The sequence below is a fragment of the Bradyrhizobium sp. LVM 105 genome (assembly GCF_003957705.1).
Classification (GTDB): domain Bacteria; phylum Pseudomonadota; class Alphaproteobacteria; order Rhizobiales; family Xanthobacteraceae; genus Bradyrhizobium; species Bradyrhizobium frederickii.
On sequence record NZ_QZMV01000007.1, the window covers coordinates 319,438 to 332,311 of the forward strand.

Genomic DNA, 12,874 nt, shown 5'->3' on the forward strand with positions numbered 1-12,874 from the left:
ATGGATCGAAAATGGACATTAGGTTCGACGGAAAAGTCGTCATCGTCACCGGTGGCGCGCAGGGGATCGGACAGGCAATAGCAGCCGCATTTCGCGATTCAGGAGCGCGGGTGCATCTCGTCGACCGAGATCCTAAGATCATCGAGGTAGGCCACAATCTGAAGATGCCCGCTCACGTGGTGGATCTTTCTAAACGCGACGCGTCGGCAGAGCTTGTGCGCTCCGTCGTCACGGAGGAGGGGCGTCTGGACATCCTAGCGCTCGCAGCGGGAGGTATTGCAGGTCTTGCCGGCCTGCCGCTGGATGGGATCACCGACGAGAATTGGGATCGTATCATGGGCGCGAACGTGAAGAGCGCGCTTTGGCTATCACAGGCTGCGGCTCCGATAATGACGAAAGCCAAGTGGGGCAGGATCATCGTCATTTCGTCGGGAGCAGGCCTTCGACCAAGCCTAACCGGTCTCCATGGTTACACATCTTCCAAGCACGCGGTCATCGGACTGATGAAGCAACTATCAGTAGGATTGGCCGGTGCCGGCGTGACCGTCAATTCGGTTGCCCCAGGCTTCATTCTCTCTAGTCCGGATGCGCGCAATCAGTGGGAAGGGTGGACGCCCGAGCGTCGATCACAGGTACTAGCACAAATCAATACCGGACGTCTGGGCACGCCCGAAGATATAGCCAACGTAACCGTCTTTCTCGCCAGTGAGCAGGCGAGCTGGATTACTGGACAAGTCATCTCGGTAGATGGTGGGCGGGCTTAAACGCTCGCCAGATACCTCTTGGTCTGCAGGCGTAGACAGGCGTTCGCCTGCGAAGGCTTGATCGGTCCAAAGCTGATGCTCAGAGGGCGGCTCGATAATCCTATTTAGTCGTGATGCGGATCGCGCGTCGTTTTGTTCGCCTGCATGGCTGGCTGTCGAGCATACGAGTTGAGGAGAACGAGATGCCAACATCATTTTCGACGATCGACCCAAAGGTATTCTGGCGCATACTCGGAATGCGCGCAATCGGAGGCGCTGTCGTGACTGCGCGCGGTCCTGATGGCGACGCGGGATTTCTGGCGCTATCGGTCACGCACCTGACGCAAAACCCACCCACGCTGATGCTGTCAATCGGGAAAAGCACATCCGCCTTGTCGGCGGTCAGAGCCTCCGGGCACTTCGCAGTAAACTATCTTCCATCATCTTTTTCAGGGTTGGCGGACGTATTTGGAGGTCGCACGGCCCTGAAGGGATCCGATCGTTTCGCGGATGGGCAATGGCACCAACTTCTGACGGGAGCACCTATTCTGAGAGGCGCGATTGGCGCGATGGAGTGCCGTGTAGTCGAAGAAATCGAACGGTACGACAGTGTCATAGTGATCGGAGAAATCGTCAACTGGACGTTCGATGAAGGCTCGCGCCCTCTGATCTATTTTTCCGGAAGGACATTAGACTAGCGTCGGCCTCATTGAAAAGTCGCGACGTATGGTGGCGATCGAACCGAATGGCGAAAGCGCTCGATCGGATATCGTCTGACGGCGGTGTCAAACGAGCGTCTTGCGCGTTGATCGCCGCTTGTTTTTCCCGGTACTCAGGCCGTCAAAAGTTTCGCTTACCGCAGGCAAAAGGATTTCGGATTGGATTCGTATTCCGATAATCCCTAGCGTCGGGCATCCTCAACGAACGGGAATGCCATCATGAGCGATACCGCCCGCAGCTTGGAACCGTGGCAATGGCCGGAGACGCATTGGCGCGGGCTCGTCTCCAGAGTTCGCGCAGGGCGGTCTCTCAAGCCGAAGCAATGGAAGGGCGGCGCGAAATGCGCCATCGCTCTTTCGTTCGATTCCGATCATGACACGAGCGAGCTGAGGGACGGCGGCAAGTCGATCGGGCGGCTTGCCTGGGGGCAATACGGCAACCGCGTAGGAGTACCCAGGATCTTGTCGCTGCTTGAGAAATATGAGGCCGCAGCGAGTTTCTACGTGCCTGCCGTCACTGCCATGCTGTATCCGGACGAGCAGAAGCGCATCGTAGACGGCGGTCACGAGATCGGCATTCACGGCTGGATTCACGAGCTTAATTCCGTCCTGCCGATCAACGATGAGCGAGATCTCATGCTCCGCTCCATCGACACCATCGAAAAAATAACGGGGCAGCGCCCCTATGGCCTGCGCAGCCCATCCGCCGATTTCAGCGAGAACACCCTACGACTGTTGCAGGAGACCGGCCTCGAATACGATTCATCGTTGGGCGCTGACGACGATTGCTACGAGCTACTTCTCAACGGCGAGCCCTCGGGAATCGTGGAGGTGCCGTTTGAGTGGGTGCGTGATGATGCGGTCTACTTCATGATGAACCGCTTCCAAGGTCTGCGCCCCTACACGCCGCCTGCCGACGTCTTTGATATCTTCAAGCGGGAGCTGGACGCTGCATACAGCGAAGGTGGCATTTTCAATCTCACGATGCACCCGCACATCATCACTTATAGGTCACGGATCTGGATCCTCGAAGAGATCATTCGGTACGCTAGGTCGCTAGGCGATGTTTGGTTCGCCTCGCATGGTGAAGTCGCTCGTTGGGTGCGCGACAACTCATGAGAATACTCCACACAAATCGTACGGTCAGCGGAACCGAGCGAGAACGGCCGACCCGAGGGGCTGCGATCGCTGCCGCCGAGGCGGCATTGGACGACGGGACCCTATTCGAGGATCTTTCGCGTGCGATAGCCTGTCGTACCGAGAGCCAGAGGTCCGATTCCCGGAGCAGCCTTGTCGCGTATCTGACCGAGCTCGTCGCCCCGTACCTTGAGGACATGGGATTTTCCTGTCGCATCATTGAACATTCGCACGCGAAAGGCCCTTTCCTGGTCGCGCGAAGGCAGGAGCACGAGTCGCTTCCGACTATCATGTGCTATGGACACGGCGATGTGGTGGAAGGGTTGGAGGGTTGGCGCGAGGGGCTTACGCCTTGGAGGCTGACCGCCGCTGACGGGCGCTGGTACGGCCGAGGTGTCGCCGATAACAAGGGCCAGCATTACTTGAACATGACCGCGATGCGAGCGGTACTGGAGACCCGCGGATATCTTGGCTTCAATTCGGTGTTTCTGATCGAGACCGGCGAGGAAGTCGGATCTCCGGGCCTGCGTCAGATGTGCGCTGAGAACAAGGATCTTCTACGCGCGGACATCCTCGTTGCCTCGGATGGCCCGCGCATCTCAGCCGATCGGCCGACAATTTATCTCGGAGCGAGAGGCGCAATTAGTTTCAAGCTCTCCATCGACGCGAGGAGCAGCACCTATCACTCCGGCAATTGGGGTGGATTGCTCAGCAATCCGGCACTTCAGCTTGCACACGGCCTCAGCTCGGTCGCCTCGGCGACCGGTCAGATCAGGATCCCCGAGTGGCTTCCCCCTGAAATTCCGGAGGCTGTTCGAGAAGCGCTGCGCGAATGCGTCGTTTCGGACGATGAGCAGAGTCCGAAAATCGACTCGCGTTGGGGCGAGCCCGGTCTGAGCGCCGCTGAGAAAGTCTACGGTTGGACGTCGTTCGAGGTGCTGGCCTTCGAAGCGGGGCGTCCCGGGTCACCGATGAACGCGGTTCCGGCCTCCGCTTTTGCGGTTTGCCAACTCAGGTTTGTAGTTGGCGTGGATGAGGATCGGATACTTCCCGCGCTTCGGGAGCATCTCGATCGTTGCGGGCTGGACATGATCCAAGTCTCGCAGACGGACGACGAGGTGTTCCACGCGACCCGTCTCGATCCTGGCGATCCCTGGGTTGGCTGGGTTCGCGAGTCGCTCGAGCGATCGATCGGAAAGCCGGTCGTTGTCCTTCCGAATGTCGGTGCTTCGCTGCCTAACGACATTTTCAGCGACTTGCTGAACATGCGGACGATTTGGATACCGCATTCCTATCCGGCCGCCGCAAACCACGGCGTCAATGAGCATGTACCCACCTCTGTGGTCCGGGAAGGGCTACGAGGAATGGCGGGATTGTATTGGGATCTTGGAGAGGGCAGGGGCCTTCCTGCGATCGCAACCAACGAGAGGAGGATCTGATGAGGTTTTCTGGACTGAATTCTCGATCTAAATCGATCAACAGGCGCACGATCCTTAAGGGACTCGCGGCGTTGGGGGCAGCGGGAGGTGATCTTGCGACCTTTGCAGAAGCACTGGCGCAATCCTCCTCCGAAGAAGTGAGCCAACTGACGGTCCTCATTCAGGGTGGTCCCGTAGCGGATACCATCAACAACGTCGCGCTGCCGATTTTCAAGAGCCAATACCCCGGAGTCGGCATTCAGTTGGAAGTTTCCGCCAACGCCGCCGCATATCCGAAGATGCTGGCTCAGAGGAACAATCCGGTGATCAGCGGAGGAATGTTCAACGATTTATTCTCCGCGCGAGGGTCGATCGACAAGATGTGGGCCCCCATCAACACGGACTTCATGCCCAACGCCAAGCGCGTTCCGAAGGATCTCCTGCTACCCGGAGGCGAGGGTGTCACGTTCCAGCAGACTCCGTTCGGGATCATGTACAACCCCGATCGGGTCGCGCCACCGACATCCTGGACAGATCTCTGGAATCCGAAGTACGAGGGTCGCGTAGCGATGTGGGACGCGTACTTCGACGCATATGCAATGGCGGCCGTCGCGAGCGGCAAGTCTGCGTCCGTGGAGGAGGGTATCAAGGCTTGGGAGCCCTACCGCAAAAATATCGGCGTATGGTCGACGTCGCCCATCGCGGAAGAAGACCTGGTTCACCGGGGTGAAGTATGGCTCGCTCCTCATTGGGGGGCCTGGTGCGAGCAGGCGCGTCTTCAAGGAAAGCGCGTCGCGTTTGCCTTCCCAAGGGAAGGCGCGACATTATGGTCCAATCAGTTGCAGTCCTGCGCGGGATTCTCGCCGAAGGTTACCGAGCTCGTTCAACGATATCTCAATGTCTGGCTGTCAGACGAATGCCAGGCGGCCTGGCTAAAGAACGCTCTCATTTCGCCCGCCATCGGATCGTTGGCAATTCCGCCTGAGCTTCAAACCAATGCCGCCGTGATCTCGGCTGCGGACGCGGGCAAGAGACTCATCAGATTGGACGCGCGGCAAGTCGCCACCAAGTTTGCGGCGACGAAGGCCCTCATCGAGCGAACGTTAAAGTCGTAAGACGATGATGCTCGGACAAATCGCGATAGCTGCGCTCAGCGTTCACTCCGTTGCCAAGAGTTTCGGGGGGGCGAGGGTAGTCAAGGACGTTTCTCTTGCCATCAAGCCCGGCGAGTTCATCAGCTTGCTCGGTCCCAGTGGTTGCGGAAAAACAACCTTGCTTCGCATGATCGCGGGTCTAGAACAGCCGGATTCCGGAACCATTGCGCTGGGAGACAAGGACATCACCAGCGTACCCGTCTGGGAGCGCAATATCGGCGTGGTCTTCCAAAACTACGCTTTGTTCCCGCATATGACGGTAGCCGAAAACATCGCTTTCGGGTTGCGAACGAGAAAAACTCCTAGGAGCGCGATTGAGGCGAAGGTTCGAGGTGCGCTCAAGCTCGTCCGGCTTGATGATTTTGGCCCGCGATCGACCGAAAAGCTGTCGGGAGGTCAAAAGCAGCGGGTCGCGCTGGCCCGGGCCTTGGTGACCGATCCCAGGCTGCTTCTGTTGGACGAGCCTCTGGGGGCACTCGATCGTAAGCTACGCGAGCAGATGCAAGTCGAACTGAAGATGCTTCAGCGAGAGATCGGCATCACCACCCTGATGGTGACGCACGATCAGGAAGAGGCGCTCACGCTTTCCGACAGAATCGCCGTCATGAGTGACGGGAGAATCCTGCAGGACGATAGTCCGCGAGAGATCTATGAGCGTCCTCGCGACGCGTTTGTCGCCGACTTCATAGGAATGTCGAACCTCATGAAGGGCCGGGTCGCCGATCTCGACGGGAACAAGCAGCTCCAAGTCTCAGAGAACGTGATCTTGAAGCTGCCTCCCAACGCGATGGCTGCGACGGAAATCTCGGTATTCCTCAGGCCGGAGAAGTTGACGCTCACTGAACTGCCCGGTGCTGCGGGAAGTTCGCTTCCGGGAAGGATCGTGCACGTGTCTTATTCCGGCTCCGTGACCCATTGCTTCGTCGATGTGGGTCTTCAGAAGCCCCTGACCGTCTTGATAACGAACAGGTCGAACCATGACGATGCAGGGCCTCGGATCGGTGATCCAATCTGGGTGCACTGGGATGCGCGCAACATCGTGATGCTTTGAGCACCGTCGATATTCGAATCCAATCGCGGCTAGACTCCGTTAGAGAGCCAGAGATGATCAAGCCCGCTTCTGAAAAGCCTGTTGCCGTAATCACCGGCGGAGCCAAAGGGATCGGTTTCGCCTGCGCCGCGCGATTGCTGGCCAGCGGCTTCCGTGTCGCCATCACCGATATCTCGGAGCCTGATCTAAAGAGTGCGTCGGCTTCCTTGGGTGCCGGGCGGGATGACCTTTTGGCACTGAGGGACGACGTTCGATCCTTTGACGGCGTACAGTCAAACGCAAGCCGGATCCTGAATGCGTGGGGGCGGCTTGATGTCCTAGTCAATAGCGCCGGCGTTTCCCAGCCGAAGGGTCTACTCAGCATTACCGAGCAGGAGTGGGACCTGGTGATAGCGGTAAATCTGAAGGGGACTTTCAATTGGTGTAAAGCCGTGGCGTCGCACATGGTCGGAGCTGCTGCCGGGCGGATCATCAATATCTCCTCGGTGAACGCGCACACGGGTGGCACACCATCGGCAGTGAGCAAATTCGCATATGCCGCCTCGAAGGCCGGGATTTTGGGTCTGACGCGCGGTTTGGCCAAGGAACTTGCGCCGGACGTTTCGGTAAATGCGGTCTGCCCCGGTCTCATCGAGACCGCGCTGACTCTCAAGATGATCGGCGAACAGGGGAAGGAGATGATCGCCCGGGGCATCCCATTGGGACGCATCGGAACTCCGGATGACATTGCGGTCATCGTTCAATTCATCGCGACGGTGCAGCCAAATTATCTGACGGGCGAGATCATCGACGTCGATGGCGGCGCCTTCATCAACTGAGCTTGCGGTTATGACTTCAGCAATCAAAGACACTCCACTTTCGATATTGCTGATTCCGGCGTCGGTGATCGGCTGCCTCATGGTGTTGTCCGCCGCGTTGATGCTGGGCATCTCTGTTCTCGACAGCTTTCCGGGGTGGACCACTCTTACCTTCGAACATTATCGCGAATTCTTCGAGAACCGATTTCTCCTTCAGGCAGGATTACGAACAATCTCGCTTGCCACGGTAGTGACCCTCATCTGTCTGTTATTCGGCTATCCCGTCGCCTGGTTTCTTGTCCTTGGCCGCTCCAGAATCGCGCACCTGGTGTTCCTGGCCGTTCTGACGCCGCTCATCGTCAGCATCGTGGTTCGGATGTTCGGTTGGACCATCCTGCTCGGTAACGAGGGATTGCTTAACAAATTAATGGTCGGGCTCGGTATCATCGCTGCACCTGTGCAAATGATGCGCAGTTTCTGGACGGTCGCGGTTGGTCTGATCCACATCTTCCTCCCATTCATGATCCTGTCGCTTACCTCTACGCTCGGCCGGATCGACCCGTCACTGGCGGAAGCAGCGGCAACTCTGGGTTCGCGCCCCATCCGCTCCTTTTTCCAAATCATTCTTCCGCTTTCGGCACAGGGCATTGCGACCGGAAGCATCATCGTATTTTGCCTGACAACGGGCGTGTATCTCACGCCATTCTGGTTGGGCAGAGGCAACGTGACTGTGCTCGCCACTGCAATCCAGCAACAGATCCTTGAAACCGGCGACTGGCCCACGGGCGCGGCTTCTGCGATGCTTCTTACGTTCTTCACGCTGCTTCTCGTGGCGGGATACAGCGTCATTATTCGCCGATTGGGGAGGCGCTGACGATGGAGACCGCTCGCTCGCTTCCGTCCGTTTGGAAGGTGATCAATCTTTGGATCGTCTGGATCGTGGTAATCTTCTTGTTGCTGCCGATCCTCATCGTCATTCCAAGCGCGTTCAACACCGACTCAACCGTAACGTTTCCGATCCACGGTTTTACGCTCAAATGGTTCGCAAACGCGATTTCCCGAGCCGAATTCATCAGATCGTTTTTTCTGAGTGCCTCCGTTTCCGTTGTCGCAACCCTCATATCGCTCGCCGCCGGCGGGCTGGCCGCCTATGCGATGGTACGCCGCTCGTTCCGCGGCAAAGCGCTACTCGAGCTCGTGCTACTCTCGCCGCTGATCTTCCCCTCCATCGTGCTGGCGATCGCGCTGACGATGGTCCTGGGCTCGCTTGGCCTCCTACGTACCTTTCCCGGATTGATCGTTGCGCACACGATCGTGACGCTTCCTTATGCCGTTCGAGCGATGATCGGTACCTTCCACAGCATAGACCCGAGCCTAGAGGAAGCGGCGGCCGTTCTGGGAGCGCGTCGAATATTCGTTTGGCGTGAAGTGCTAGTGCCCCTGCTTCGGCCCGGGCTTCTGGCGGCGGCGATCTTCGGCCTCATCATGTCCTTTGACGAGTTCGCAGTGTCGTTCTTCGTCGTGGGTCCCGGCATGACGACGCTGCCGATCGAGCTCTTTAACTACACGGAATTCTACTCTGATCCGACGATCTGCGCCGTATCGACCATTCTGATAATTCTATCGGCTCTGGCGGTCGTCGCGATCGAAAGATCGGTGGGCCTGGCGAAACTGATGAGCTGAGAGCGAGATCTTGGCTCATCGAAACCTCAAGGAGGACAGAGTGACAAATTCAACTAAGCCTGGCGCTCTGGAAAGCGGCGCGCCGCAGGGCAATTCGGACGCGTTTCGCCGTGCGTTAGGCCACTTTGCGACCGGTGTAACAATCATAACGGCCGAATCTGACGGCGTGCTCGCGGGTATCACGGCCAACTCATTCAATTCGGTCTCGCTCGATCCGCCGTTGGTCCTTTGGTCCGTCAAGAAGACGTCCACCAGCTGGCCTACCTTTGCGGCGGCAAAGTCGTTCGCTATCAATGTCCTTGCTTCGGACCAGGCTCCGTTGGCCTCTCAATTCGCGAAGTCGGGGACGGACAAATTCAGGGACGTCGATTGGAAGCCGGGAGCAACTGGCGCGCCGCTGCTGGGTGGGGTGACCGCACAGTTCGAATGCGCCCGCCGCGTAGAATATGAGGGCGGCGATCATCTCATCGTGGTCGGCGAAGTAAGCTACTTCGCCCGTTACGAACGTCGGCCGCTTGTGTTTACTCAAGGGCGGTTCAGCCTTGCGATCGACAACCTGGACGCAGCGCCAACTAGCGCCAACCTTCGAGATGCGCCGTACCCGACCTTTCTCACCATGCTTCGGCGCGCGTTCTTGCAGAGGGCGTCTGAGTTTCGCGAAGAAGCTCACTCCGTCGGCTTCACGATGAACGAGAGCCGTTTGATGTACCACCTCGAACTTAGTCCGGGCCTTCAGCTCGAGGGGCTCGCGCGGGTCTCGCTCCTGGATCTGGATGCGGCAAGGGATGGAATAGCTTCTCTGGAGCGCAAAGAATGGATCGGTCGTGGCTCAGACGGCTCGCTGCAGCTTACCGTGCTCGGTGTGGAGCAAAATGCGAAACTTGCTCGCCTAGCGCACGGAGCGGAAGCCAATAAGTTGATGCGCTTCTCTGCAGCAGAGATCAGTAAGGCGCGGGAGATCATTGAGGCGTTTGGCGGGAGGCTGGACAATGTTCCGGCCTATCGAGAGCCGCAATAGGAAATACACGTAGGCAGCGGAGTCGAAGCAGATGACAAATCCTCTCTGGAACAGCAACAAACTCAAACTCGGAATATTTGGGACGAACGGAAAGGGCGGGGCGCAAACGAGGGTGCCCGAACTCTATCAACCTACGTGGCCCAACTCCGTTCGGACCGCCCAGACGGCCGACGGCGCGGGCTTCGAGGCGATCGTAGCTTATGCGCGGTGGAAGGCTTACATGCCTGGGAAGCCCGATCACACGAGCGGTATCGTTCTGGATCCGTTTACCTGGTCCGCAGGCATCGCTCAGGCGACCAGCTATTCGGCTGTCATGCCGACGTCGCATGCGCCGACGATCCACCCGATAACCTGCGCCAAGCAGTGTGCTACCATTGATATCATTTCTGGCGGTCGACTCGGTTTGAACATCGTCGGTGGATGGAACAAGCACGAACTGGAGATGTTCGGCGCGCCGATGCGCGAACATGACGAGAGATACGAACAGCTCGAAGAATGGCTGACCGTCATCAAAAAGATGTGGATGGAGAAAGAGGAATTCGACTACGCCGGCAAGTTCTACCGAGTGTCGCGCGGTGCGTCCATGCCGAAACCGGTACAGAAGCCGCACCCGCCTATCATGAACGCCGGCGGATCGCCACGTGGCATGAAGTTCGCTTGCCAGCACGCCGATCTGTGTTTCGTCATCTTGCAATCCGACGATCCGGTCGAGTGGAAACGGCAGATCGACATGTACAAGAACACCGCGCGTTCGTTCGGGCGCGAAGTTCAGGTTTGGACCTATTGTCCCGTCGTTCAGCGTGACACCAAGGAGGAGGCTGAAAAGTATCTTCATTACTATGCGGTGGAGATGGAGGATGTCGAGAGCGTTGATGCCTGGTCCGCTGGGGTAGGTGCGCAGTCGCAGATTGCTTCACCGGAGAAAATGAAGGAACTCCGAAAGAGGGTCGCCGCTGGCGCCGGCGGTAACATCCTCGTCGGAACTGCGGACATCATCGCGGAGAAGATGGACGGTCTGTGCGCGGCGGGCCTTGATGGGGTCCTGTGCTCGTTCGTCGACTTCGACGACGGGCTTCACCGCTTCATCTCTCACGCGCTTCCACTTCTCGAGCAACGTGGTCTGCGCGCACCATTCAAACCGAAGCTGGGGCGCGAGGTCGCGGCATAACGGAACAAGCGACGGCCTGCCGACCATTTAGCTGATCGGCAGGCCCGGACGTTCACGCTGCCGCTTCTTTTCGAACCAGGGCAGCGCCCAAAACCATCGCCCGCATTTTTGCGTCGGCGATCTCTCTCGAAAGGTATTTCATGCCGCAGTCGGGAGCTACGATTATGTCCTCGGCTGCAACGTACGGCAACGCACGCCGAATTCGGGCGGCGACTTCTTGAGGCGTTTCAACCTTCTCGGTGGAAAGGTCGATCACGCCCAATAGAATCTTCTTTCCGCGAAGCTCGGTCAGCACAGAGCAGTCGAGTGATGACTGGGCGGTTTCAAGGGATATCTGTTTGCAGGAACAGCCCTTGAGCTGAGGGAGGAATGAGTAACCACTGGGGCGAGAGTGGATGATCGCCGCATATCCGAAGCAGATATGCACAGCCGTCGTCCCATCGATGCCCTCGAGAGCTCGATTCAGTGCGTCAAGGCCGTACCTTTCGGCGTCCGCAGGCCGGGCCTGCATATATGGTTCGTCAATCTGGACAATGTCGGCTCCGGCCGCGAAGAGATCGCGGATCTCCTCATTCACAGCTGCAGCGTAATCCATGGCTGCTTCCTCCGGCGTCCGATAGTAGTCGTTCTGCGCTTGCTGCAGCATCGTGAACGGGCCGGGTACCGTGATCTTCACTTTCCGATCTGTATGGCGCTTAAGGAATTTGAGATCGTCGACCTCGACTTGGGCAATTCGCCGGATACGACCGACGATCCGAGGAACTGGGTTGGAATGTCCCGAGCGATCCAGCGCGGTGCCTGGATTGTCCAAGTCAACTCCCTCCAAAGCCGTCGCGAACTTGTTGGAGTAGCTCTCTCTGCGAATTTCCCCGTCAGTAATGATATCAAGACCCGCGGCTTCCTGGGCCCTGATCGCAAGGACGGTGGCATCGTCGTGTGCTTCGCTCAAAAATTGGCCGGGAATCCTCCAGAGTTCCTTGGCCCGAACACGTGGCGGGAAGCGCGCACCGAGCTTTTCTCGGTCGATAAGCCAATCCGGTTGAGGATAGCTCCCGACGAGCGTCGTAGGAAAGAGCACGTTGGTATCGTTCATCTTGGGAGTCCAATTGAGCAGGCTGATAGCGCTGCGAGTTCAGAGATAGGCTCCATCCACCGGGAGGGCGACGCCCGAGATGTAACCGGCGCCCTCGGACACCAGGAATTCGACGGCGGCGGCCACGTCTTCAGATGTCCCGGCGCGCCCCAACGGATAGCCTTCCAGCATTCGAGCCTGCTCGTGGTCCGGCAACGCATCGAATCTTCCCCTCACTCGAGTTCCCGGCTGACCGAGAATGAGTCCAGGCACGATGCAATTGACGGTGATGCCGTTCTTGCCGACATCCTTCGCGAGCTGAGCTGTGAGTCCGATCAGCGCCGCCTTGGCGGTCGCGTAAGCAAGACGGCCAGGTACCGTCGTAGGCGGTCCCTTCTCTCCGAACGCCAAAATGGAGGAAAAGTTGACGATACGTCCGAAGCCCTTCTTCGTCATCCCGGCCATCACGGCTTGGGAAAATAGAAAGGTGCTGGTCACGTTGAGGGCCATCACGTGATTCCAGAGATCTAGATCGATGTCTTCGATACCGAGAGTTTTCTTTGGACCGCCGCCGCCGGCGATGTTGATGAGCGTATCGACGGTCCCGAAAGACGCGATCGCTTGGTCTACCGCACGCTTCACATCTCCGGGGCTGGTGACGTCCGCTACGCACGAATGGACCGTCGTGCCTGCGATGCCGCCGGCGGCTTCCTTCAGAGCGTCCTCATCGCGGTCTACGAGCGTAATCCCGAAGCCAGCCGCCGCTAGTCGCGCGATTGTGGCGCGGCCTATTGCTCCGGCGGCCCCCGTAACGATCGCAGAACGCTCCATGTTTCCCTCTCAAAATAGGTTTCCTGGGAGAGGACCTTTCCATGGATTGGAGGGGCGGTCAAATTATGATGCGTCTGTATCGC

General features: G+C 58.3%; 13 protein-coding genes. 11 read left to right on the forward strand and 2 right to left on the reverse strand.

Annotated features, from left to right (window positions below):
* Window positions 1–11: 11 nt before the first annotated feature.
* The 11 genes from D6B98_RS21775 (at window position 12) to D6B98_RS21825 (ending at window position 10,888) form a co-directional block, all read left to right on the forward strand.
* Window positions 12–764, forward strand: a complete 753-nt coding sequence (locus tag D6B98_RS21775; RefSeq protein WP_126258962.1) for an SDR family NAD(P)-dependent oxidoreductase — start codon at window positions 12–14, stop codon at window positions 762–764.
* Window positions 765–946: 182 nt separating this feature from the next.
* Window positions 947–1,441: a flavin reductase family protein gene (locus D6B98_RS21780; protein WP_126258963.1), complete on the forward strand. Its 495-nt coding sequence runs from the start codon at window positions 947–949 to the stop codon at window positions 1,439–1,441.
* Window positions 1,442–1,681: 240 nt separating this feature from the next.
* Window positions 1,682–2,581 (forward strand): polysaccharide deacetylase family protein, encoded by a 900-nt coding sequence (locus D6B98_RS21785; RefSeq protein ID WP_126258964.1) that lies wholly within the window; start codon window positions 1,682–1,684, stop codon window positions 2,579–2,581.
* Window positions 2,578–4,038, forward strand: a complete 1,461-nt coding sequence (locus tag D6B98_RS21790) for a M20 family metallopeptidase (RefSeq protein WP_126258965.1) — start codon at window positions 2,578–2,580, stop codon at window positions 4,036–4,038. The genes D6B98_RS21785 and D6B98_RS21790 overlap by 4 nt, the downstream gene beginning before the upstream one ends.
* Window positions 4,038–5,132: an ABC transporter substrate-binding protein gene (locus tag D6B98_RS21795; protein ID WP_126258966.1), complete on the forward strand. Its 1,095-nt coding sequence runs from the start codon at window positions 4,038–4,040 to the stop codon at window positions 5,130–5,132. The genes D6B98_RS21790 and D6B98_RS21795 overlap by 1 nt, the downstream gene beginning before the upstream one ends.
* 4 nt (window positions 5,133–5,136) lie before the next feature.
* Window positions 5,137–6,222, forward strand: a complete 1,086-nt coding sequence (locus D6B98_RS21800) for an ABC transporter ATP-binding protein (protein WP_126258967.1) — start codon at window positions 5,137–5,139, stop codon at window positions 6,220–6,222.
* A gap of 53 nt (window positions 6,223–6,275) precedes the next feature.
* Window positions 6,276–7,040 carry an SDR family NAD(P)-dependent oxidoreductase gene (locus D6B98_RS21805; protein WP_126258968.1) on the forward strand — a complete coding sequence of 255 codons (765 nt, stop codon included), beginning with the start codon at window positions 6,276–6,278 and terminating at the stop codon, window positions 7,038–7,040.
* Window positions 7,041–7,050: 10 nt separating this feature from the next.
* Window positions 7,051–7,893, forward strand: coding sequence for an ABC transporter permease (locus tag D6B98_RS21810; RefSeq protein ID WP_126258969.1), 843 nt, complete (start codon window positions 7,051–7,053; stop codon window positions 7,891–7,893).
* Between the two features lie 2 nt (window positions 7,894–7,895).
* Complete coding sequence (locus D6B98_RS21815) at window positions 7,896–8,702, forward strand: ABC transporter permease (protein ID WP_126258970.1); 807 nt, start codon at window positions 7,896–7,898, stop codon at window positions 8,700–8,702.
* Between the two features lie 40 nt (window positions 8,703–8,742).
* A complete protein-coding gene (locus D6B98_RS21820; protein ID WP_164718769.1) occupies window positions 8,743–9,720 on the forward strand; it encodes a flavin reductase family protein in 978 nt (325 codons plus the stop codon).
* Window positions 9,721–9,751: 31 nt separating this feature from the next.
* Window positions 9,752–10,888 carry an LLM class flavin-dependent oxidoreductase gene (locus D6B98_RS21825; RefSeq protein WP_126258972.1) on the forward strand — a complete coding sequence of 379 codons (1,137 nt, stop codon included), beginning with the start codon at window positions 9,752–9,754 and terminating at the stop codon, window positions 10,886–10,888.
* Between the two features lie 52 nt (window positions 10,889–10,940).
* Here D6B98_RS21825 and D6B98_RS21830 read toward each other — a convergent pair whose 3' ends face one another.
* Both D6B98_RS21830 and D6B98_RS21835 read right to left on the reverse strand, forming a co-directional pair.
* Entirely contained in the window at window positions 10,941–11,981 is a 1,041-nt protein-coding gene (locus D6B98_RS21830) for a uroporphyrinogen decarboxylase family protein (RefSeq protein WP_126258973.1), read from the reverse strand.
* Window positions 11,982–12,020: 39 nt separating this feature from the next.
* Complete coding sequence (locus tag D6B98_RS21835; protein WP_126258974.1) at window positions 12,021–12,791, reverse strand: SDR family NAD(P)-dependent oxidoreductase; 771 nt, start codon at window positions 12,789–12,791, stop codon at window positions 12,021–12,023.
* Window positions 12,792–12,874 lie beyond the last annotated feature (83 nt).

Excerpts from the sequence above, each read along its gene's own strand:
- D6B98_RS21775 (WP_126258962.1), top strand. The coding sequence starts at position 12 with ATGGACATTAGGTTCGACGGAAAAGTCGTCATCGTCACCGGTGGCGCG.
- D6B98_RS21780 (WP_126258963.1), top strand. The coding sequence starts at position 947 with ATGCCAACATCATTTTCGACGATCGACCCAAAGGTATTCTGGCGCATA.
- D6B98_RS21785 (WP_126258964.1), top strand. The coding sequence starts at position 1,682 with ATGAGCGATACCGCCCGCAGCTTGGAACCGTGGCAATGGCCGGAGACG.
- D6B98_RS21790 (WP_126258965.1), top strand. The coding sequence starts at position 2,578 with ATGAGAATACTCCACACAAATCGTACGGTCAGCGGAACCGAGCGAGAA.
- D6B98_RS21795 (WP_126258966.1), top strand. The coding sequence starts at position 4,038 with ATGAGGTTTTCTGGACTGAATTCTCGATCTAAATCGATCAACAGGCGC.
- D6B98_RS21800 (WP_126258967.1), top strand. The coding sequence starts at position 5,137 with ATGATGCTCGGACAAATCGCGATAGCTGCGCTCAGCGTTCACTCCGTT.
- D6B98_RS21805 (WP_126258968.1), top strand. The coding sequence starts at position 6,276 with ATGATCAAGCCCGCTTCTGAAAAGCCTGTTGCCGTAATCACCGGCGGA.
- D6B98_RS21810 (WP_126258969.1), top strand. The coding sequence starts at position 7,051 with ATGACTTCAGCAATCAAAGACACTCCACTTTCGATATTGCTGATTCCG.
- D6B98_RS21815 (WP_126258970.1), top strand. The coding sequence starts at position 7,896 with ATGGAGACCGCTCGCTCGCTTCCGTCCGTTTGGAAGGTGATCAATCTT.
- D6B98_RS21825 (WP_126258972.1), top strand. The coding sequence starts at position 9,752 with ATGACAAATCCTCTCTGGAACAGCAACAAACTCAAACTCGGAATATTT.
- D6B98_RS21830 (WP_126258973.1), bottom strand. The coding sequence starts at position 11,981 with ATGAACGATACCAACGTGCTCTTTCCTACGACGCTCGTCGGGAGCTAT.
- D6B98_RS21835 (WP_126258974.1), bottom strand. The coding sequence starts at position 12,791 with ATGGAGCGTTCTGCGATCGTTACGGGGGCCGCCGGAGCAATAGGCCGC.